Below are 20,170 nucleotides of genomic sequence, written 5' to 3' on the forward strand. Positions count from 1 at the left end.
TCCCCGTTCCGTGGGACCGCCGCCGACCGGCCGGCCCGTACCGCGACAGTACGGGCCGGGCGGGGCGGGGGGCGTCATACCGCGGAGCCAACCCGCCGGGTGCTACCCGGGTATGACATCCGATGACCTGCGCGGATGCGCGACGCACGGCACCCGGACGGCGCAGGCGGGCACCGGTGCGTGCCTGCGCCGGCTCCTCAGGCCGGGGCTCACCGGTACCGCTTCAGCTCCCGCCGGGCCAGCGAGCGCTTGTGCACCTCGTCCGGCCCGTCCGCCAGACGGAGGGTGCGGTTGCCGGCCCACAGCTGCGCGAGCGGGGTGTCCTGGCCGACCCCGGCCGCGCCGTGCGCCTGGACGGCCTTGTCCAGGATCCACTCGACGGTGCGCGGCGTGGCGATCTTGATGGCCTGGATCTCGGTGTGCGCGCCGCGGTTGCCGACGGTGTCCATCAGCCAGGCGGTCTTGAGCACCAGCAGCCTCAACTGCTCGATCCGGACCCGGGACTCCGCGATCCAGTCCTGGATCACGCCCTGCTCGGCGAGCGGACGACCGAAGGCCACCCGGTCGAGGGTGCGGCGGCACATCAGCTCGACGGCGCGCTCGGCGGTGCCGATCGCCCGCATGCAGTGGTGGATCCGGCCGGACCCGAGCCTCGCCTGGGCGATCGCGAAGCCGGAGCCCTCCTCCCCGATCAGGTTGCCGACGGGGACCCGGACGTCCTCGAAGTCGATCTCGGCGTGCCCGCCGTGCTCGGCGTCGTCGTAGCCGAAGACGGTCATGCCGCGCCGGACGGTCACGCCCGGGGTGTCTCGGGGCACGAGGATCATGCTCTGCCTGCGGTGCGGTTCGGCCTCCGGGTCGGTCCTGCCCATCACGACGAGGATCCGGCACTCGGGGTTCATCGCTCCGCTGATGTACCACTTGCGGCCGTTGACCACGTAGTCGTCGCCGTCGCGTTCGATCCGGGTGGCGATGTTGGCGGCGTCGGAGGAGGCGACGTCGGGCTCGGTCATCGCGAAGGCGGAGCGGATCTCGGCGTCGAGCAGCGGTTCGAGCCACCGCTCGCGCTGCTCGGCGGTGCCGAACTGGGCCAGCAGTTCCATGTTCCCGGTGTCGGGCGCGGCGCAGTTGAGGGCGGGCGGGGCCAGCTGGGGGCTGCGCCCGGTGATCTCGGCGAGCGGGGCGTACTGGAGGTTGGTGAGGCCGGCGCCGTGCTCGCCGGGGAGGAAGAGGTTCCACAGGCCCTGCTTCCTGGCCTCCGCCCGCAGGCCGGCGACGACCGGGGGCACCGCCCAGGCGGGACGGTCCGGGTCGGCCAGCTGGGCGGCCAGCACGGACTCGGCCGGGTACACCTGGCGGTCCATGAACTCCGTCAGCCGGTCGACGAGTTCGAGGGTCCGGTCATCGTGGGCGAAGTCCATCGTTCAGCGCTCCTGGGGTGCTTCGAGAGTGGTGAGGCCGTGCTCGACGAGGACGGGCGCCATGGTGCCGGCCCGCTCGAACCCGGCCCCGAGGGTGCTGCCCTGCCGGAACCGGTAGTGGATGCCCTCCGCGACGACGGCGAGCTTGTACGAGGCGAAGGCGACGTACCAGTCGAGGTCGGCGGCGTCCCGTCCGGTCGCCCCGGCGTACCGGGCGGCCAGGTCACCGGCCGGCGGGAAGCCCGGGGCGGTGGCGGCGCCGGGGATCAGGCCACCGCCGGCACCGGCGAGCTGGGTGTACATCACCAGCAGGCCGACGTCCGTGAGCGGGTCGCCGAGGGTGGACATCTCCCAGTCCAGGACGGCCGCGATCCGGTCCCCGTCGTCGATCAGCACGTTGTCGAGCCGGTAGTCCCCGTGGACCAGCGCCGGGGCCGGCGAGACCGGCCGGCGGGCGACGAGCAGCTCGTGCAGCCGGTCGATGCCGGGCAGGTCGCGGCTGCGCGAGGCGTCCAGCTGGGTGGACCAGCGGCGCAGTTGCCGCTCCAGGTAGCCCTCCGGGCGCCCGAAGTCGGCGAGCCCGGCCTCCGCCGGATCGATCCGGTGCAGCGCGGCGAGGGTCTCCACCAGCGACAGGCCGATGGCGTGGACGCGCCCCTCGCCGAGTGCCGCGAGCGGCGCCGCGTCCCGGTGCGCGGTGCCGGGCACGTACGCCATCAGGTACCAGGGCGCGCCGAGCACCGCCGTACCGGGGTCGAGGTGGAGCGTGGCGGGCACCGGCACGCCGGTGCCGTGCAGGGCAGTCATGACCCGGTGCTCACGGCCCATGTCGTGCGCGGTGGCGAGGACGTGCCCGAGCGGCGGCCTGCGCAGCACCCAGCGGGAGCGGCCGTCGGTGAGCCGGTAGGTGAGGTTGGAACGGCCGCCCTCGATCAGCTCGGCCCGCAGCGGGCCGTTCACCGTGCCCGGAAGCACCCGGTCGAGGTGGGCGCGGAGCCGGCCCAGGTCGAGCCCGGGCGGATCGGCGGGGTGGTTCTCCGGCACGGGCTCTCTCCTCGTCGGCCGTCGGCGGACCTTGGCGGCTCGCCGGCCTGTCGATCTGTCGGCCTGTCGGCCCGGTGGCCTGGCGGCGATCCGCTGACTAAGCGCTTGCTCAGCATTCAGCCGACCGCGTTCACCTGTCAATCCCACCCGCCCGCCACAATGTGCCCATGAGGTTGATCCACACCGTGGCCGGCGTGCTGCTCCTGCTGCTCACCATCGGCAGCATCCTGCGCACGCTGGTCGTGCCGCGCGGCCTGTACTCCTCCCTGGTGCACGGCCTGTGGCGGGCACTGCGGTCCGTCCTGCGGCTGACCGCCGCCCCGTTCGGCACCTACCGGGCGCAGGACCGGGCGCAGACCTGGCTGGCCCCGCTGATGCTGCTCGGCATGCTGGGGGTCTGGCTCGGCGCCATGCTGACCGCCTACACGCTGATACTGCACGGCACCTCGCGACTGGACTGGTCGGTCTCCTTCCGCGAGGCCGGCTCCAGCCTGCTGACCCTCGGCTTCGCCAGCGGCGACCGCCTCCACCTTTCCGTCATCGACTTCCTCGCCGCCGCCAGCGGCCCCCTCGTGATCGCCCTGCAGATCGCGTACCTCCCCACCCTCTACGCCGCCTACAACCGCCGCGAACTGGAGGTGACGCTCCTGCAGTCCCGGGCCGGCGAACCCGCCTGGGGTCCCGAACTGCTCGCCCGGCAGGCACTGGTCGACACCGAGACCGCCCTCCCCCAGCTGTACCGCGACTGGGAACGGCTCGCCGCCGACCTCGGCGAGAGCCACTCCAACTACCCCGTTCTCATCTCGTTCCGCTCCCCGCAGCCCGAGCGCAGCTGGGTGGTCGGTCTGACCGCCGTCATGGACGCCGCCGCCCTCCACCTCGCGATCGCCCCGCGCACCGCCCCGCCCGAGGCCCGCCTCGTCCTGCGGGCCGGCTTCACCGCGCTGCGCGACATCGGCCGCTCGCTGCGCGTCGACTTCGACCCCGACCCGTCCCCCGAGGCGCCGATCCGCCTCGGCTACACCGAGTTCGACGCCGCCGTCGCCCTGATCGCCGCCGCCGGGTTCCCGCACGAACGGCCCGCCGCCGAGGCCTGGCCGCACTTCCGCGGCTGGCGGGTCAACTACGAGCACCTCGCCCACGAGCTCGCCCGCCGCAGCGACGCCGTCCCCGCCCTCTGGACCGGCCCCCGCGACTTCCGGGCGCCGACCGTGCCCCCGGCCCGCCCCACCGACCGCCGCCCGGACGTCATCTGACGCCCCGGCCGCGACAGGGCGTCCGCCCTTCCCCGGACCGGCCGCTTCGGCGATCCCGGCGCCCCGAGCTGAACGCCGCGTGCGCCGGACCGCTGCTGCGGGTCCGGCGCACGCGGCGGCGGGGGGATGCGGGACCAGTGGTCAGACGGCGACCGTGGTGCCTGCGGCGAGGGAGCGTTCGGCGGCCGCGAGGATCTCCACGGTCCGCAGGCCGAAGGCGGCTGAGCAGGGGTGCGGCTCACCGGTGCGGACGGACTCGTCGAGCGCGTCGAGGGCGCGGTGCAGGGCCGCGATCGGGCCCTCGCCGCGTTCGGGCAGGTGGACGGTGCCGGCCTCGCCGCGCAGCTCCATCCCGGTGCCGCCGCCCGCCACGGGGACGGTGAGGCTGAGCGCCAGGGTGCTGGACGCGCCGCCGACGTGGCGCAGCACGAGGTGGACGGTGTCCAGCGGGCCGGCCACGGCCGTCAGGGAGGTGACGTCGCCGAGGATCGGGAGCAGCACGGAGAGAGCGTGCGGGCCGACGTCCCAGAGCGCGCCCTTGTCCTTGCGCCAGGCGGAGGCCGCGTACGGGCTGGTGGAGTCCGGGGCGAAGACCGAGCCGAGCCAGTCGGAGCGGCCGGTGAACCAGCCGCCGGCGGCGGCCTGCGCCTCGATCCACGGGATCTGGTCGCCGCCGAAGCGGACGGTGAAGAACACCACCGAGGCGACGCCGTTGCGTCCGGTCGCCTCGACCACCCGGCGGGCGTCGGGGACGGTCAGCGCGACGGGCTTGTCGAGCAGCAGGTGGCAGCCCGCCTCGGCGGCCCGTACGGCGAGGTCCGCCTGGACGGTCGGCGGCAGTGCGATGGAGACGGCGTCGACCTCGGCGAGCAGCCGGTCGAGGTCGGCCTGGCCGGGGACGCCGTGCTGCGCGCCGAGCGCTGCGGCGGCCTCGGGGCGGCGGCCCCAGACTCCCGCGAACTCGAAGGCGGGGTGCTCCGCCAGGACGGGTGCGTGCACCCGCTCCGCCCAGGGGCCGGTGCCCAGCAGTCCGATCCGCATGGTGGTCTCGCTCCTCGGTCGTGCGCGGGTGTTCGGTCGTGCGTCGATGTCGATCTCGTGTGCTGCCGTGCTGTGCCGTACTGCCATGGTGCTCGACCGTACTCCGCCGCCCGGTCGGGTCCGTGCCCGGCGGGTACCGCGGCCGGTCGGGTCCGTGCCCGGTCGCACGAAGGCCGCCGTCGCTCCCCCGGGGCGACGGCGGCCCTGGCCTGCGGGTCAGTCCGCGACGGGCCCGGCGGGTGCTGCGGCGGTCTGCGCGCCGGCACCCGGTGCGGTCGCCGTCGCCGTGGCGGCGGCAGTGACCGTGGTGGTGGCCGTGGTGGTGGCCGTGGTGGTGGTGGTGGCCGTGGTGGCGGCGGCAGTCGCCGACGGTGCTCCGATCGGGGCCTCGGCGGCCGAGGCCGCCTCCGCCGCCGCGTCCTCCGCCTCACGGGCCCGGGCGGACTTGGCGGCGCGGCGCTTCATCAGCCAGGCCGAGAAGGCGCCGCCGAGGGCGGCCAGGAGCAGGCCGATCCAGGAGAACTTCGACAGCCACTGCTCGGCGACCTTGCCGACCTGGTAGACGAGCAGGGTCGTCCCGCCGGCCCAGACGATGCCGCCGAGGACGTTGGCGATCAGGAACTTCCAGTACGGCATCTTGAGCGCGCCGGCGAGCGGCCCGGCGAAGATGCGCAGCAGGGCGATGAAGCGGCCGAAGAAGACGGCCCACATGCCCCACTTCTGGAACGAGCGCTCGGCGCTGGCCAGGTGGTCCGGGCCGAAGTGCTTGGGGAACCGTCGCCCCAGCTTCTCGAAGAGCGGCTTGCCGCCCTTGCGTCCGATCGAGTAGCCGATCGAGTCGCCGATGATCGCACCGAGGATCGCGAAGACCGCCACCCAGACCGGGCTGACCACGCCGCGCGCGGCCAGCAGCGCCGAGGACACCAGGGCGATCTCGCCGGGGAGCGGAATGCCCAGCGACTCCAGTCCGATGATCAGACCTACAAGGGCATACACCGCGCCCGGTGGCACGCCCTCGATCCAGGCGTCGATGTGCAGCAAGGCCAGTACCTCCGTGGCAGGACGAGACCCACGGCAGGCCCGGTCAGGTGTCCGCAGCCCGCGCGCCGGTCTCGACGTCGTCCGAATGGCGGCACCAGGCCGCTCCCCGAGAAGGCAGCCTAACGTGCCGGGCGGCCCGTCCCCCTGGCCGATCACCCCTGGTTACGACGCGTGGCGGCCTGCGGCGGTTCCGGCGTCCCCGGGAACCGGGCCGCCCACCGCGCCTCCACCGCGCCTCCGCCCGGGGACCCTCGCCGGCCCCGTGCAGCCGCCCCCGACCCGGCACCGGCCGGGGCCCCGGCCCCACGACCCGGTCGGCTACGGCTGCGCGGGGCGGTCCGCGAAGTCCACGACGGTGACCGAGGGGCGGCGGTCCGCCAGCGGGGGAACGGCGAGGGCGATCGGGAGCAGGGCGCCGACGAGTCCGCGTCCGCCGGTCGGCCGGACGTCCCGCACCGCGGCCACCGCAGGACCGGCGCTGCGCAGCTTGGCCCGCTCGCCCGCGTCCATCGCCCACGGCATCGGGGGCGCCTCGTAGCCCCGGGTCCGCACCCTGCCGCTCAGGGTGAGCCGGCCGAACCAGCGCGGTACCGCGTCCAGGACCAGCGAACCGCCCGGGAACCGCTCGGCACAACCCGCGATCAGGGCCCGCACCTGGGCCGGCCGCAGGTACATCAGCAGACCCTGCGCGGTGATCAGCACCGCCCGGCTCCGGTCCACCTCCTCGGCCCAGCCGAGGTCGGTGACGTCGGCGGCCACGGAGCGCCGACGCGGCCCGGGCGGCAGCAGCTGCTCCCGCAGGGCGACCGACTCGGGCAGGTCCACCCCGATCCACCGGGCACGGCCGTTGTCGACCCGCCAGTACTGGGTCTCCAGGCCCTCCCCCAGGCAGACCACGGTGCCGCGCGGCTCCCGGGCCAGGAAGTCGGCCACCTCGCGGTCGAAGCAGGCCGCCCGCAGCGCCTGCAGCTGGGCCTGGACGCCGCTGGTTCCGAAGCGCTCGGCGAACGGGTAGTCGATCCGGTCCACCAGCTCGACCGCCTTCGGGTCGTGCAGCACCGTGTCCGGCCTGCGCGCCTCGACGGAGCGCTGGTAGAGCGTCCACAGTGCCGTCTCGGGGACCGCCGTCAGATCCGGCCGTTCCATGCTGTTCATCACTCGGTCGTTCCTCTGCATCCTCGGACCCCGGGACGGACCCGCCGATTCTGACACTGCCGGGGGCGTGAACAGAGCGCGCGAAGCCCCGGCGCGCCGCCCCGCGCGACCGCGCGCACCGTGCCCGGGACGCGCGCCCGGTCAGCCGACGCTGAACGCCCCTTCCGGCGGGGGCGGGGAGTCGGTGGCGGTGGCGTCCGTCACCGGCTCCGTCCGGGCGACGAAGGCCGCGAGGTCGGCGCCGTCGGTCAGCCGGGCCGGGAAGATGTCGCCGGCCAGCCGCCGGACCAGGTCGGCGACCGGCAGTGGACCGGTCGAGCCGACGAGCAGGATGTTGCCGTACCGCCGCCCGCGCAGCACCGGCGGCTCCGCGATCAGGCAGGCTTCCGGGAAGACGGCCCGCACCGTCGCCGCCTGCGCGCGGGCGAAGGCGAGCGGCGGACCGTCCGCGAGGTTGGCGGCGTAGCAGCCGCCGCGGCGCAACGCGGCCGACGCCAGCCGGAGGAACTCCACCGAGGTCAGGTGCGCGGGGGTCCGCGAACCGTGGAAGACGTCGGCGACGACGAGGTCCAGCGAGCCGGGTGCGGCCTCCGCGAGCGCCGCCCGGGCGTCACCGACCACGGCCGTGATGTCGGCGCCCGGCCCGTGCCAGGGAAGGTGCTCCGCCACCAGCGCGAGCAGCGGGCCGTCGACCTCCACCACCCGCTGGCGGGAGCCCGGACGGGTGGCGGCCAGGTAGCGGGGGACGGTCAGCGCGCCACCGCCCAGGTGGAGCGCGTCCAGCGGCTGCCCGGCCGGGGCGAGCGCGTCGACCAGGTGGCCGAACCGCTGCGTGTACTCGAACTCCAGGTGGGTCGGGTCCCCGAGGTCGACGTAGGACTGCGGGGTGTCGTCCAGGGTGAGCAGCCAGCCGCCGTCGTGGTCGATGTCGGGCAGCAGCTTGGCCTGCCCGAGGTCCGTCCGCCGCACGACCGGTACGGGGTCGTCGTCCGCGGACGGTCTGGGCGTGTCGGGCATCTCGGGCATGACGGCAGCATAGGCGGCTTGCCCGAGTCGCCGTCACGCCCGAGGCTACCGGCCGGTATCGTCGGGGTTCCCGAGGCAGCGATACCGAGCAGAGATTGGGTGCGACTGGACATGGAGTTCCGCGAAGACATCCTGGGTGCCCCCTACGAGGCGGCCGAACTGCCGCTCCGCCCGGACGAGGAGGGCGAGGTCTCCGCCACGCTCGTCCGGCGGCTGGTCCCCGGTTCGGACCGGGCCGTCCTCTACATCCACGGCTACAACGACTACTGGTTCCAGACCCACCTGGCCGACCACTACGCCGCCGCCGGCTTCTCCTTCTACGCGCTCGACCTGCGCAAGTACGGCCGTTCGCTGCGACCGCACCAGTCCCCGAACTTCGTCCGCGACCTCGCCGCCTACGACGAGGAGCTCGACGAGGCGGTCCGGGTCGTCCGGGAGCTGGACGGGCACACCCGGCTGCTGATCAACGGCCACTCCACCGGCGGCCTGATCGCCGCCCTCTGGGCCGGCCGCCGCGCCGGGCGCGGGCTGGTCGACGCGCTCTTCCTCAACAGCCCCTTCCTCTCCATGCCGGCCGCCCCCGCCGTCCGCACCCTCGGCGCCCCCGCCCTGGACGCCCTCGGCCGCTTCGCCCCGACCCGCGTGCTGCCGTCGGCCCTCAACCCGCACTACGTGCACAGCCTGCACCAGGACCACCGCGGCGCGTGGGACTTCGACCTGCGTCTCAAGCCGGCGGAGGGCGTCCCTCTGTTCGCCGGCTGGCTCGCCGCCGTCCAGCGCGGCCACCGCGAGGTGCGGCGCGGCCTCGGCGTCGAGGTCCCCATCCTGCTGATGGCCTCCACCGCCTCGATCTCCACCACCCGCTGGCACAACGCCCTCCACCACGCGGACGCCATCCTGCGCGCCGACGACATCGCCGCCGCCGGGCCCCACCTGGGCCGCCACGTCACCATCGTGCGCATCGAGGGCGGCATGCACGACCTCGTCCTCTCCGGCGAGAAGGCCCGCACCCAGGTCTTCGCCGAACTCGACCGCTGGCTCGACGCCTACTTCCCCCTCGCCGTGCACTGATCCCTCGCCACACACCGGCCCTCGCGCTCCGACGGCCCCCGTGCTCCGACGGCCCGCGGCCCGAGGACGCGTGACCCGTTCGCCTCCGCGCCTCCCCCTCCGCCGGCACCCGCCCGGGTGCCGGCGGAGTCGTCTGCGCGGGCGCGGCCCCCGCGGTCCCGGCCGCAGGGCCGACCGTGGGGCCGGCCGCACCGGCGTGCGGCGGGCCGGGCGGACCGCGACCGTCCGGATGGCGGAGCCCGTGCCACGGGAATACCCCCCGCCCGCTCCCCCGTGCGCCTGCTGTGCGCCCGTGAATCTGTGGAAGGCTACCCGGGCCCCTGTCACTTCCCTTGCCGAGAAGGCGAGTTGAGGAGCCAGCATGCCGCACGGACACGGCCCGCACGACGACCACCAGGACGGACACAGCGACCCCTCCCTCTACCGCACGCCCGCCGAGGCGATCGCCGCGCCGCCGGAGAAGCTCGCGTACGTCGCCGGGTTCGACCGGTCGGCGCAGCAGCCGGACGCGCTGATCACCGTCGACGCCGACCCGGAGTCGCCGAGCTACGGGCGGGTCCTCAACTTCACCGCCATGCCGGGGGTCGGTGACGAGCTGCACCACTTCGGGTGGAACGCCTGCTCCAGCGCGCTCGCGCACGCCTGCCACGACAACCCGGAGCGGCGGTACCTGCTGCTGCCCGGGCTGCGGTCGTCGAAGCTGCACGTGCTGGACACCCGACCGGATCCGGTGCGGCCACGGCTGGTGAAGACCGTCGAGGCGGAGGAGCTCGCGAAGAGAGCGGGCTACTCGCGGCCGCACACGCTGCACTGCGGACCGGACGGCGTGTTCCTCTCCTGCCTCGGTGCGGCGGAGGGCGCGGACGGGCCCGGCGGGGTGGCGCTGCTCGACCACACCACCTTCGAGGTGCTGCGCCCCTGGGAAACCGAGCGCGGACCGCAGAACTTCGCCTACGACGTGTGGTGGCACCTCGGGACCAACGTGGGTGTCACCAGCGAGTGGGGCACCCCGTGGATGGTCGAGGACGGCGTCGTCCCGGAGCTGCTGCTGGGTCGCAAGTACGGGCACGCGCTGCACTTCTGGGAGCTCGACTCGGGCCGGCACCTTCAGCGGATCGACCTCGGCGACCAGTACCAGATGGTGCTGGAGCTGCGCCCGGCGCACGATCCGCAGGCGGAGTGGGGGTTCGCCGGGGTGGTCACCAACGTGGAGGACCTCTCCGCGTCGGTCTGGCTCTGGTACCGGCAGGGCGAGGCGTTCACGGCACGGAAGGTGATCGAGATACCCGCCGAGGAGGCCAAGGCCGAGGACCTGCCGCCGGCCCTCCAGCCGTTCGGCGCGGTGCCGCCGCTGATCACGGACATCAACCTGTCGGTCGACGACCGCTGGCTCTACGTCTCGGCCTGGGGCACCGGCGAGCTGTTCCAGTACGACGTGTCGGACCCGTTCCACCCGCGGCTCACGGCCTCGGTGCGGCTCGGCGGGGTCGCGGCCCGCACGCCGCACCCGGCCCAGCCCGGCCGACCGCTGAGCGGGGCGCCGCAGATGGTCGAGATCAGCCGGGACGGTCGGCGGCTCTACGTCACCAACTCGCTGTACGGGGCGTGGGACGACCAGTTCTACCCCGACGGGATCGAGCCGTGGATCGTCAAGCTGGACGCCGACCCGGAGGCGGGCGGGCTGACCGTGGACCGGCGCTTCTTCCCGCACGGCGAGGAGTTCCGCGGGCTGCGCGTGCACCAGACCCACCTGGCGGGCGGGGACGCCTCCTCGGACTCGTACTGCTACCGGTAGTCCCGGGCGGTCGCGGTCCCCGTCGCTGGCCGCGGTCCCGCTCGCGGTCCCCGAGCAGGGGTGTCGCGGCCGTTGGCGGGCCCTCCGGCGGCGGTGCCGAAGGGCCCGCCGCCGGTCGCCCTGGCCGTCGGCGGCGGTCAGACCCGGCCGAGCACCGGGTCGTGGTGGATCCGGCTCGCCGGCAGGCCGTCGGCGGCCAGCCTGGTCCGGACCTCGGTCACCAGGCCGGCCGGGCCGCTGACGCAGACCAGGTGCTCGGACCAGTCGCCGGCCCGGCCGACCGCCTCGGCGAGCCGGCGGCCCGGGCCGGCACCCGGTCGCCCGCCGGCCGCGTCGTCGGCCACCGGCACCAGTTCCAACCAGGGCTTACGGCCGCCGAGTTCGGCGAGCGACGGCCAGTCGTAGAGGTCGGCCCGGGCCCGGGCGCCGACGAAGAGGTGGACCCGGCGACCGCGCGGGCGGTGCTCGACCAGCTGCTCGACGATCGCCTTCATCGGGGCGAGTCCGGTGCCGCCGGCCACCAGCAGCAGGTCCCGGCTGTCGTCGTCCGGCATCAGCGTGCCGCGCGGCGGCCCGAGCCGAAGCCGGTCGCCGACGGCCGTGTGCTCCACCAGCGCCTCGCTGACGCCGCCCGGGCCGGTGCGGCGCACGTGGAACTCCAACTCGTTGTCGGCGCGCGGCGCACAGCCCATCGAGTACTGCCGCCAGGTGTGCGGCAGCCGCGGGTGCTCCACCGTCCCGTACTGGCCGGCCCGGTACGGGTAGGGCTCGCCGGTGCGGACCCGCAGCACGGCGATATCGGGTCGGCGGCGCTCGTGGCCGACCACCACCGCGTGCCAGTACGGGGGTTCGGTGAGCGCCGACTCGGCGCCGGCCACCATCGCCTCGACCGCGAACCGCAGCATCCGCACCCAGGCGTCCTCCAGTCCGGCGCTCCACCGGGATCCGGCCCGGTGCCGGATCGCCTCGCAGAGGGCCTCCTCGAAGGCCCGGTAGTGAACCGGCCGGACCCCGAGCTTCCGGTGGTCGCGGCCGAGTTGGGCGAGCGTGGCGGACAGCTGGGCGGGCCGGTGCAGGTTCTCGACCAGGTAGTCGAACATCCGCTCCAGGTGGGCCTGCTGGAACTCCATCGAGTCCGGGAAGAGCGCCCGGAGGTACGGGCGGCGGCGGAACATGCACGCGTAGAGGTGGTCGATCAGGTCGGCGAACGGGGCGACCAGGCCGAGGGCTCCCATGATCAGCCGCTGGTCGGCGGCGGCGTCGAAGTCCCCGCCCGCACCGGCGTCGAGGGCACCGGGGCCGACGCCGCCGGGGCGCGAGCCGGGACGGGCGTCGGGGAAGGAGTCCAGCGGGGACGACGCCGGCGTGAGGATCTGCCGGCGAAGGCGCATGGCATGGTGCCGCGCGATCAGGCGGTCGTACTCGGTGGTGGTGCTGCTGATCTCCATGACCGGCAGCCTAACTACCTGTCAGTTACATGACAGCACAGGCCCGTTCACGCCGTCGACCGGCAACAGACCCGCCCCGACCGGGTTTCGGGCAGGCGGCGGCCCGGGGGTGGCTCCCGGTCCAGTAGACGGCAGGACGCGCCACCGGGAAAGGGCCGGTGGTCCCGGCCCTCCCGGGACCACCGGACCAACGACCCCGCCACAAAGAGGACTCCCGACCCATCGCCGCCACGGCCGCGGCCGCGCGGCTACCGGGGTGCCGCCATGACAGCACGCTTCCGGGAGGCCCGGCCGTCCCGACGGGCCCCGGCCGCCGGCAACGCCCGGACGCGGGGGCGGCGACGCCTGCCAGGCCGGGCGGGAGCTGCCGGCAGGGCCGCCGGACTCCCCGGGGAGCTACACCGGCGGGGTCGGGGGCCGCCCCGCGTCCCCGTGCACCGGCGAGGCGTCCGGCGGCGGCGCACCGTCCGGCCGGACGGCCGGCGAGGACGGCCGTGCCGGCCCGGTCGCGGTCCAGCTGGCCAGCAGCCGGAGCGACTCGGCCGACGGCGAGCCCGGGTCTGCGTGATAGGCGACGAGCACCTGGTCCGCCTCCTCCGCCGGGCGCAGCGTCTCGTAGCGCAGCGTGAGCCGGCCCACCACCGGGTGGTGCAGCTCCTTGGTGCCGTGGCCCTTGTCCCGGATGTCGTGCGCGGCCCAGAGACGACGGAACTCGCCGCTCTTGAGGGAGAGTTCGCCGATCAGCGAGGTCAGCCTCGGATCGTCCGGGTCGCGGCCCGCGTCCAGCCGGAGAATGCCGACCACGTCGGCGGCCTTGGTCTCCCAGTCCAGGTAGAGCTCGCGGGCGGCCGGATCGAGGAAGACCTGCCAGGCCATGTTCCGGTGCTCCGGCGGGAGCGCCGCGAAGTCCCCCGCCAGCGCGTTGCCGAGCGGGTTCCACGCGATCACGTCGAGGCGCCGCCCGAGCACGTAGGCCGGGACGCTCTCCATCGCGTCCAGCAGCTGCTGGAACTCGGGGCGGATCTGCTGCGGGCGGGTGGAACGGCCGCGACCAGGGCGGCGGCGCGCGGGCTTGGTGATGCGGCGCAGGTGCTCGCGCTCGGCGGAGGAGAGCCGCAGGGCGCGGGCGATCGCGTCCAGGACGGCGGCCGAGACGTTCTCCCCGTGGCCCTGCTCCAGCCGGACGTAGTACGCCGTGCTCACGCCCGCCAGCTGGGCCAGCTCCTCCCGGCGCAGCCCGGGGACCCGTCGCCGGCCGCCGTAGTCGGGCAGGCCGACGTCGGACGGCTGGAGCCGGGCACGCCGGGACCGGAGGAATTCGCTGAGTTCGGTGCGCTGGTCCACGTCTGCAGTATGCGTGCGACCGGGCTCCCGGCGAGTGCTGGAGGGTGATACTGCCGGTGGTAGGAAGGCCGTGCCTACGTTAGGCACTGGTCTGTCTACCCCGGGCCGCCGGACCGAGCCTTGAGGCATGACGAACACCACGGTCACGGACACCATCCACACGAACGCCGAGGCCGGCGACGTCAAGGCCCCCCGCACCGAGGCGGGCGGCAGCACCGTCGCCGCGTACGCCGCCCCGGCCCCGAAGGCCCCCCTGGAGCGGACCACCGTCCCCCGCCGGGCGCTCGGCGCCCACGACATCCTGATCGACATCGCCTACGCCGGTATCTGCCACTCGGACATCCACCAGGTCGCCGAGGACTGGGGTCCGGGGATCTTCCCCATGGTCCCCGGCCACGAGATCGCCGGCGTGGTCGGCGAGGTCGGCCCGGAGGTCACCCGCTGGGCGGTCGGCGACCGGGTCGGGGTCGGCTGCTTCGTCGACTCCTGCCGGGAGTGCGACAGCTGCCGGGCCGGACTCCAGCAGTACTGCACCGGTGGGAGCGGCGCGGTCTTCACCTACAACGCGGTCGGCCGGGACGGCGCGCCCACCTACGGCGGCTACGCCAGGCAGCTGGTGGTCGACGAGAACTACGCGCTGCGCATCCCCGGGGCGCTGCCGCTGGACGTCGCCGCGCCGCTGCTCTGCGCGGGCATCACCCTGTACTCCCCGTTGACGCGCTGGGGCGCCGGTCCCGGCCGCAAGGTCGCGATCGTCGGTCTGGGCGGCCTCGGCCACCTGGGGGTGAAGATCGCCCGTGCCAAGGGGGCGGAGGTCACCGTGCTGAGCCAGTCGCTGCGCAAGCGCGAGGACGGGATGAAGCTGGGCGCCCACGACTACCGTGCCACCTCCGACCCGGCCACCTTCACCGAGCTGGCCGGCACCTTCGACCTGATCGTCAACACCGTCTCGGCCGACCTCGATCTGAGCGGCTACCTCGGGCTGCTGCGGACCGACGGCACCCTGGTCCAGGTCGGGGCGCCGGAGAAGCCGGTCTCGATCAACGCGCACGCGCTGCTCGTCGGACGCAGGTCGCTGGCCGGTTCGATGATCGGTGGCCTGCCGGAGACGCAGGAGATGCTCGACTTCTGCGCCGAGCACGGCATCGGCGCGGAGATCGAGCTGATCCGGGCGGAGCAGATCAACGAGGCGTACGACCGGGTGCTGGCGAGTGACGTGCGGTACCGCTTCGTGATCGACACCGCGACGATCTGACCTCCCGGTCCCCCGCCTCCGTCCCGACCTCCCCGGTCCGGCGGCGCGGTCCGGCGCGGTCCGGCTGCGCAGCCGGTACCCGGATCCCCGCCCCCGGTGCTCTCCGATCACCGGGGGCGGGGCGCAGGTACGGCGCCCGCCCGGCTCACGCCCCGGCCGGGCGGGCCGCCTTGCGGCGGCCGGAGCCCCGGCGCAGCAGGCGGCGGCGCGGGGGCTGGTCGGGCAGCCATCCGAAGGTCAGGCAGCTGCCGACGACGCCGAGCAGCATGCCGATCAGGAACCCGCCCAGGTTGGAGGTGAGCCAGCTGCCCAGCGACGCCAGGACGGCGACGATCGAGTAGAACAGCCGCTGGGCCGGGTTGAAGAGGATCAGCAGGCCGCAGAGCGTCATCACCGACGGGACGAGGTAGCCGGCCAGTCCCTGGAGCCCGATGTGCAGGACGACGGGCAGCGGGGCCCGGAGGGTGAAGAGGATCTCCGTGCCGCCCAGGAGGACCAGCAGCCCGCCCCAGAAGGGCCGTCGGCCCCGCCAGCCCCGCCGACCGGGGCGGGCTCCGGTCCGGGCGGGGCGTTCCTCGACGGCCTGCCCGGCGGTCGGCCGGCCGTCCTGGTCGCTGCTCGGCCGGCCGTCCTGCCCGGCGGAGGCGTTCCCGGGTGCGGGTCCTGCGGTGGGTTCGGGCTCGGCCACCGTCAGCAGCCCTCCGAGCTGAAGGTCAGCCGGAGGTTGGGCAGTTTGAAGGCCCCGGCCGTGGTGGCGTAGTTGTGCTGCCGCAGGTTGCGGATCTTCACGGTGTCGGCCTGCTGCCCGAAGACGCCCGGCAGGCCCTTGACACCGGCCTTGGTGTAGGTGCTCGCGTCGCCGCCGATCTCGATGTTCTTGAACTCCGCGTCGCCCGAGAGCAGGTCGGAGTCGGTCGTGAGGTCGGTGGCGGTGACGGGCGTCCCGGCGTCCCCGGCCTTGATCAGCAGGTTGATGCCGCCCAGGTCCACGCTCTGGCAGAGCCTGGTGAGCGAGGCCTCCTTGATCGCGGAGACGGCGACCAGCACCTGCCCGCCGGTGTCCCCCTCGTTGGGACTGTTCTCGATCATGTGGTCCAGGCTGCCGAACTGCTCGAAGCCGACGCCGTCCAGGCTGTCGGCCGTGACGGTGAACGGCATGCCGGAGATGGCGAACTGGGCGGCGAGCACGCCCTGTGCCGTCAGGGTCATCAGCAGGGCGCCGGCGGCGACGGCGGGAACGGCCATCAGCGCGGTGCGCTTCAGCCGGACCCGTCCTCTGAACCCGGTGGGCGCCTCGGCGGTCTCGGTGGTCTCGGTGGTGCGGGCTGCGTCATCGGACGTGGCCATGTGTGCTCCCTCGAACGGTGGGACGGGCAGGCACAGGCACGTTGTCCTGGCGCGGACAGCGTTCTGCGGACCGGCCGGGTGGACCGCCTCTCGGCAGCGGGGCGGGCCGTCGGATCCGCAGTGGGTAACTGGGAAGCTACTGCCCGGTATTCAAGGGGTCAATACGGGTGCACGAAGGATCATCGACCGCTCGGACCCGGTCCGGGGCACCCCCGACCGGGCCCGACCCGGTCGGGGACGACGGCTCCGGCGCACCGGGCTCCGGCAGTGCCGGAACCGCCGCAAGGCGCCGCGCCGCCTCCTCCGGACCGAGGAACGGCGCCAGACAGAACAGGCTCAGCGTCGGCAGCAGGCGCGGCAGTTCCTCCGTCCGCCCGGCGTCGATGCAGCGTTGGAGCATGCTGTAGACGCCGCCGACGACCGCATCGACCAACGCCTCTGCCGCCACCCCGTCGGGGAGTTGCGGCACCTCGGCGAAGAAGGCCCGGAACCGGGTGAGGAGTTGGTCCCGCTCGCGGCGCCCGGCCGGCCCCACGGCGTCCAGTTCGATCACCGCCATGGTGGCGAAGGCCGGCACCCCGGCCAGCAGTTCGAGCATCGCCCGGAGCGCCTCGCGGATCCCGGTGCACCAGTCCGGCGCCACCGCGAAGGCCGCCGCCATCCGGCGGATCACGACCCCCGTCCCGTGCCGGTGAGCGGCCAGGAAGGCGTCCTCCTTGCCGGTGAACAGCTCGTAGAAGACCGGTCTGGTCACCCCCGCCGCGCGGCAGATGTCGCTCACCGTGGCTCGCTGGTAGCCGTGTTGCGCCACCGTGTGCACCAACCCGTCGAGCAGCCGCTCCCGTTGGGTGGCGGCGACCACGTCGGGCGGCAGCCGGCTCGGACCGCGTTTGATCGATCGGGCCGGGTCCCGGCCGGTGCGCGCGCCGGGCAGGAGTACGTCCGCACGACGAGTAGCTGACTCCGGTTTCATCGCCAACTCCTGTGTTTTGTCTTGACATTGACGTGACGTCCGGTTTACAACACTGACGGGTTTCCAATCTGCGGCCAGGCCGCCGGAGACCCGCACGCGTTCCGACTGTCCAGTATGGCGAACGCATGCCCGGCGGTGGCAGCCGCCGACGTGCACCCGGCGTGCCCTCGCACCACCCGTACCCTTCGCGCGTCATCCGCACCACCCGCACCCTCCTCGCCGTACTGCCGCCGTACCCGACGTACGTCGACGTACCGCCCGGTGCCCCGCCGTACCACGGCGCCGTACCGGCACGTACCTCGACCTGCCTCGCCGTACGGGCGGGCCCGTGGCGCCGGGCCCGCCGAGTCACCGTCCGCGGTGCCCCACCACCCGTACCACCCCGTCGCGGTCGCTCCTCGGCCGGCCACCGCCGCACGCCACCCCCACGCGACCTCGCGGGCTCCCCCCACCCGACTCCGCCAGGAGAGAGGCACACCCTCATGCGCATCCGCCGAACCCTCGGTACCGCCGCCCTCGCCGCCGCCGCGGTGCTGGCCGCCGGCACCGTCTCCCCCGCCCAGGCCGCCGGCCCCGCCGTGCTCACTCACACCGCTCCCGGCGGTCCGAACGTCGCCGTCGGCGACGTCCTCACCGCCAACCTGGTGACCGGCAGCTACGCCACCTTCTACTCCAGCGCGACCGGGACGAGCGGCATCAAGTGCGCCACCTCGTCGTTCTCCGCGACCGTGACCAGCAACCCGGCCGCCCCGGGCGTGGCCACCGAGCAGCTCAACAGCCACACCTTCGGCTCCTGCACCGCCAACGTGATCGGCGTGACCAGCGTGCAGAGCATCACGGTCAACAACCTGCCGTACACCAACTCGGTCAGTGACGCGGCCGGCAACCCGGTCAGCCTCAGCCCGACCGCGGCCGGGCCGCTGCAGACCACGGTGGTGCTGAAGACCGTCCTCGGCACCATCACCTGCGTCTACCGCGCACCGGGCAGCATCGCCGGCACCACCAGCAACGTCGGCCAGACCATCGGCTTCGGCTCCCAGGCGTTCCCGAAGGTCTCCGGCCCGAGCACCTGTTTCGCGACCGGGTACTTCAGCGCGACCTACGGGCCGGTGACCGACAGCTCGGTGCCCGGCAACCCGCACATCTACATCAACTGATCGCCCCCGGCAGGGCCCTCGGCACCTGCGCGCGGCGTGCGGCGCCCGAACACCGCGGCCCGAACACCGCGGCCCGGCACCGGGCGCCCGCTGCCGGGTGGCCATTGGGGACGGCCGCGTCCACCGGCCGAATCCCGAGCGGCGCTCGCCCCGGGGTACCGGCGACTCCGCCACCCCCGTGTACGCCGAGGTGGCGGAGAGGCACTCCTGCCGCAACCCCCGCCGCCCGGGCGACTTCCTCGCCCACCCGCGACCGGTCCGACGAGCCCGCCGGTCCGACGAGCCGCCGCGCTCAGCCGTCCAGGTGCCGGAGGAAGTCGAGCAGGGCCGCCGTCACCTCCGCCGGCCGCTCCTGCTGCGTCCAGTGCCCGGCCCCCGGGAGCGTGACGTGGCGGTACAGCTTGGGCGCCATGGTGGCGAGCAGCCGGCGCAGCGCCTCCTCGGGGATCATCGCCGACACCATGTCCCGGTCGCCGACCACGTAGAGGGCCGGCACCTCGACCAGGCGGCCGACGAGTCCCGCGAGCAGCTCGTTGTTGCGGTCGATGTTGCGGTACCAGTTGAGGCCTCCGGTGAAGGCGCGCTCGCCGTGCTCGGCGTAGTCGGCGACGAAGGCCTCGATGTCGGACTCGGAGAGCCAGCCGGGCAGCTTCTCCGGATCGGGGAGGGTGTCGAGCAGGGTCTGCCCTTCGGGCACCGTCCAGGCCTGCGGCCGCTCGGAGCCGGGGCGGTCACCGGATCCTCCGACGAGCATGCGGCGGAAGGTGGAGTGCAGGTCCTCCGCCAGTTCGGCGTCGGCGACGCCGGGGCGCTGGAAGTAGATCTGGTAGAAGCCGTCACCGTACAGCTGTCGGGGCTGCGCCAGCGGCGGCAGCCCGAGCGTCGGCAGCGGCGGCACGCTCAGCCCCGCGACCGCGCGCACCAGGTCGGGGCGGAGGGTGGCGGTGGTCCAGGCGACGGGGGCGCCCCAGTCGTGGCCGACCAGGACGGCCCGCTCCTCGCCGAGGGCGCCGATCAGGGCGCCGACGTCGCCGACCAGGTGCAGCAGCGTGTAGGCGTCGACGGGCTCGGGCTGCTCGCTGCGGGCGTAGCCGCGCTGGTCGACGGCGACCACGTGGTAGCCCGCCGCGGCGAGCGGGGCGAACTGGTGCCGCCAGGAGTACCAGCTCTCCGGGAACCCGTGCAGGAGCAGGACGAGCGGCCCCTCCCCCTGTTCCGCGACGTGCAGCCGGACTCCGTTCACCTCGACCCGACGGTGTGCGATGTGCCCGTACGCCTGCAAGGTCATGCGGCCCTCCCTGGTCGCGGCTCGCCACCGGATCGAACGGACGGCGCCCGACCGTTCGCCCTCACCCTGCCCAGCGACGTCCCCCGGGAACCCCCCGCCCCGGCCCGCCCACTCGGGGACCGGGTCAGCCGCCCGTGGCGCGGGCCACCGCCTCCCGGGCGTCCGCCAGGTCCTCAGCCGTCGGCGCGTCGTCCTGGGTCGGGCTGTGCCGCCAGTAGCCGCGCCGAACTGCCGACCGCCTACGACCTCACCCCGGACTGACGCCCCGCCGTCGCCGCCTGGGCCGAGGACGCCCACGCGCGCTACCTGCGCCACCCCTGGGTACTCCAGGTCTCCCAGGCGCGCCCGGTCTCGGCCCCGCCGAACTCGGCGCCATGGAGGCGCTGCTGCGAGTCTTCCGGGCCGCCTCCCTCGACCCCCGGCACCTGCGGGGGGCGGTCGCCACACTCTGACAGTTCGTCCGCGGCAGCGCCCAGGTCACCGCCGACGCCCGCACCTCCGCGACCGC

The 20,170-nt window shown here is 74.3% G+C and carries 17 protein-coding genes; 5 read left to right on the top strand and 12 right to left on the bottom strand.

What is annotated here, in order from left to right:
* Nucleotides 1-209: 209 nt before the first annotated feature.
* Nucleotides 210-1,421, bottom strand: a complete 1,212-nt coding sequence (locus tag PUR61_RS21535; protein WP_329880849.1) for an acyl-CoA dehydrogenase family protein — start codon at nucleotides 1,419-1,421, stop codon at nucleotides 210-212.
* Between the two features lie 3 nt (nucleotides 1,422-1,424).
* Entirely contained in the window at nucleotides 1,425-2,465 is a 1,041-nt protein-coding gene (locus PUR61_RS21540; protein WP_329880850.1) for a phosphotransferase family protein, read from the bottom strand.
* Between the two features lie 167 nt (nucleotides 2,466-2,632).
* Between PUR61_RS21540 and PUR61_RS21545 the strand changes: the two genes are divergently transcribed.
* Nucleotides 2,633-3,721 carry a hypothetical protein gene (locus tag PUR61_RS21545; protein ID WP_329880851.1) on the top strand — a complete coding sequence of 363 codons (1,089 nt, stop codon included), beginning with the start codon at nucleotides 2,633-2,635 and terminating at the stop codon, nucleotides 3,719-3,721.
* A gap of 141 nt (nucleotides 3,722-3,862) precedes the next feature.
* Here PUR61_RS21545 and PUR61_RS21550 read toward each other — a convergent pair whose 3' ends face one another.
* The 4 genes from PUR61_RS21550 to PUR61_RS21565 form a co-directional block, all read right to left on the bottom strand.
* Nucleotides 3,863-4,762, bottom strand: a complete 900-nt coding sequence (locus PUR61_RS21550; RefSeq protein WP_329880885.1) for a Gfo/Idh/MocA family protein — start codon at nucleotides 4,760-4,762, stop codon at nucleotides 3,863-3,865.
* A gap of 216 nt (nucleotides 4,763-4,978) precedes the next feature.
* Nucleotides 4,979-5,803, bottom strand: a complete 825-nt coding sequence (locus tag PUR61_RS21555) for a DedA family protein (RefSeq protein ID WP_329880852.1) — start codon at nucleotides 5,801-5,803, stop codon at nucleotides 4,979-4,981.
* Nucleotides 5,804-6,121: 318 nt separating this feature from the next.
* Nucleotides 6,122-6,958: a class I SAM-dependent methyltransferase gene (locus PUR61_RS21560; RefSeq protein WP_329880853.1), complete on the bottom strand. Its 837-nt coding sequence runs from the start codon at nucleotides 6,956-6,958 to the stop codon at nucleotides 6,122-6,124.
* A 141-nt stretch (nucleotides 6,959-7,099) separates the two neighbouring features.
* Nucleotides 7,100-7,984, bottom strand: a complete 885-nt coding sequence (locus PUR61_RS21565; RefSeq protein WP_443035217.1) for a spermidine synthase — start codon at nucleotides 7,982-7,984, stop codon at nucleotides 7,100-7,102.
* Between the two features lie 111 nt (nucleotides 7,985-8,095).
* Here PUR61_RS21565 and PUR61_RS21570 point away from each other — a divergent pair, with 111 nt between their 5' ends.
* Together PUR61_RS21570 and PUR61_RS21575 are read left to right on the top strand one after the other, a co-directional pair.
* Entirely contained in the window at nucleotides 8,096-9,055 is a 960-nt protein-coding gene (locus tag PUR61_RS21570; protein WP_329880854.1) for an alpha/beta hydrolase, read from the top strand.
* 361 nt (nucleotides 9,056-9,416) lie between these two features.
* Complete coding sequence (locus tag PUR61_RS21575; protein ID WP_329880856.1) at nucleotides 9,417-10,850, top strand: selenium-binding protein SBP56-related protein; 1,434 nt, start codon at nucleotides 9,417-9,419, stop codon at nucleotides 10,848-10,850.
* 137 nt (nucleotides 10,851-10,987) lie between these two features.
* On the opposite strand, the gene PUR61_RS21580 is transcribed toward PUR61_RS21575, so the two are convergent.
* A complete protein-coding gene (locus PUR61_RS21580; protein ID WP_329880858.1) occupies nucleotides 10,988-12,298 on the bottom strand; it encodes a globin domain-containing protein in 1,311 nt (436 codons plus the stop codon).
* A 396-nt stretch (nucleotides 12,299-12,694) separates the two neighbouring features.
* Nucleotides 12,695-13,642 (bottom strand): helix-turn-helix domain-containing protein, encoded by a 948-nt coding sequence (locus PUR61_RS21585; RefSeq protein ID WP_329880860.1) that lies wholly within the window; start codon nucleotides 13,640-13,642, stop codon nucleotides 12,695-12,697.
* A gap of 127 nt (nucleotides 13,643-13,769) precedes the next feature.
* Between PUR61_RS21585 and PUR61_RS21590 the strand changes: the two genes are divergently transcribed.
* Nucleotides 13,770-14,897: an NAD(P)-dependent alcohol dehydrogenase gene (locus PUR61_RS21590; protein WP_329880862.1), complete on the top strand. Its 1,128-nt coding sequence runs from the start codon at nucleotides 13,770-13,772 to the stop codon at nucleotides 14,895-14,897.
* Nucleotides 14,898-15,042: 145 nt separating this feature from the next.
* Here PUR61_RS21590 and PUR61_RS21595 read toward each other — a convergent pair whose 3' ends face one another.
* The 3 genes from PUR61_RS21595 to PUR61_RS21605 all read right to left on the bottom strand — a co-directional run bounded on the left by PUR61_RS21595 (nucleotide 15,043) and on the right by PUR61_RS21605 (nucleotide 17,217).
* Nucleotides 15,043-15,585: a DUF6114 domain-containing protein gene (locus PUR61_RS21595; protein WP_329880863.1), complete on the bottom strand. Its 543-nt coding sequence runs from the start codon at nucleotides 15,583-15,585 to the stop codon at nucleotides 15,043-15,045.
* Between the two features lie 2 nt (nucleotides 15,586-15,587).
* The gene (locus PUR61_RS21600) at nucleotides 15,588-16,244 is read right to left on the bottom strand and encodes a DUF6230 family protein (protein WP_329880864.1); all 657 of its coding nucleotides are present in this window, start codon (nucleotides 16,242-16,244) and stop codon (nucleotides 15,588-15,590) included.
* Between the two features lie 136 nt (nucleotides 16,245-16,380).
* On the bottom strand, nucleotides 16,381-17,217 hold the full coding sequence (locus PUR61_RS21605) for a TetR/AcrR family transcriptional regulator (protein ID WP_329880866.1): 837 nt from the start codon (nucleotides 17,215-17,217) through the stop codon (nucleotides 16,381-16,383).
* 482 nt (nucleotides 17,218-17,699) lie between these two features.
* Between PUR61_RS21605 and PUR61_RS21610 the strand changes: the two genes are divergently transcribed.
* The gene (locus PUR61_RS21610; protein WP_329880867.1) at nucleotides 17,700-18,374 is read left to right on the top strand and encodes a Tat pathway signal sequence domain protein; all 675 of its coding nucleotides are present in this window, start codon (nucleotides 17,700-17,702) and stop codon (nucleotides 18,372-18,374) included.
* A 292-nt stretch (nucleotides 18,375-18,666) separates the two neighbouring features.
* Here PUR61_RS21610 and PUR61_RS21615 read toward each other — a convergent pair whose 3' ends face one another.
* Nucleotides 18,667-19,662: an alpha/beta fold hydrolase gene (locus PUR61_RS21615; RefSeq protein WP_329880869.1), complete on the bottom strand. Its 996-nt coding sequence runs from the start codon at nucleotides 19,660-19,662 to the stop codon at nucleotides 18,667-18,669.
* Between the last annotated feature and the right edge of the window lie 508 nt (nucleotides 19,663-20,170).

Origin of the sequence: Streptomyces sp. BE20 (genome assembly GCF_036322525.1) — a bacterium.
In the GTDB taxonomy this organism is placed as follows: Bacteria; Actinomycetota; Actinomycetes; order Streptomycetales; family Streptomycetaceae; genus Kitasatospora.

Excerpts from the sequence above, each read along its gene's own strand:
- PUR61_RS21535 (WP_329880849.1), bottom strand. The coding sequence starts at position 1,421 with ATGGACTTCGCCCACGATGACCGGACCCTCGAACTCGTCGACCGGCTG.
- PUR61_RS21545 (WP_329880851.1), top strand. The coding sequence starts at position 2,633 with ATGAGGTTGATCCACACCGTGGCCGGCGTGCTGCTCCTGCTGCTCACC.
- PUR61_RS21550 (WP_329880885.1), bottom strand. The coding sequence starts at position 4,762 with ATGCGGATCGGACTGCTGGGCACCGGCCCCTGGGCGGAGCGGGTGCAC.
- PUR61_RS21560 (WP_329880853.1), bottom strand. The coding sequence starts at position 6,958 with ATGAACAGCATGGAACGGCCGGATCTGACGGCGGTCCCCGAGACGGCA.
- PUR61_RS21565 (WP_443035217.1), bottom strand. The coding sequence starts at position 7,984 with ATGCCCGAGATGCCCGACACGCCCAGACCGTCCGCGGACGACGACCCC.
- PUR61_RS21570 (WP_329880854.1), top strand. The coding sequence starts at position 8,096 with ATGGAGTTCCGCGAAGACATCCTGGGTGCCCCCTACGAGGCGGCCGAA.
- PUR61_RS21575 (WP_329880856.1), top strand. The coding sequence starts at position 9,417 with ATGCCGCACGGACACGGCCCGCACGACGACCACCAGGACGGACACAGC.
- PUR61_RS21580 (WP_329880858.1), bottom strand. The coding sequence starts at position 12,298 with ATGGAGATCAGCAGCACCACCACCGAGTACGACCGCCTGATCGCGCGG.
- PUR61_RS21590 (WP_329880862.1), top strand. The coding sequence starts at position 13,770 with ATGACGAACACCACGGTCACGGACACCATCCACACGAACGCCGAGGCC.
- PUR61_RS21600 (WP_329880864.1), bottom strand. The coding sequence starts at position 16,244 with ATGGCCACGTCCGATGACGCAGCCCGCACCACCGAGACCACCGAGACC.
- PUR61_RS21605 (WP_329880866.1), bottom strand. The coding sequence starts at position 17,217 with ATGAAACCGGAGTCAGCTACTCGTCGTGCGGACGTACTCCTGCCCGGC.
- PUR61_RS21610 (WP_329880867.1), top strand. The coding sequence starts at position 17,700 with ATGCGCATCCGCCGAACCCTCGGTACCGCCGCCCTCGCCGCCGCCGCG.
- PUR61_RS21615 (WP_329880869.1), bottom strand. The coding sequence starts at position 19,662 with ATGACCTTGCAGGCGTACGGGCACATCGCACACCGTCGGGTCGAGGTG.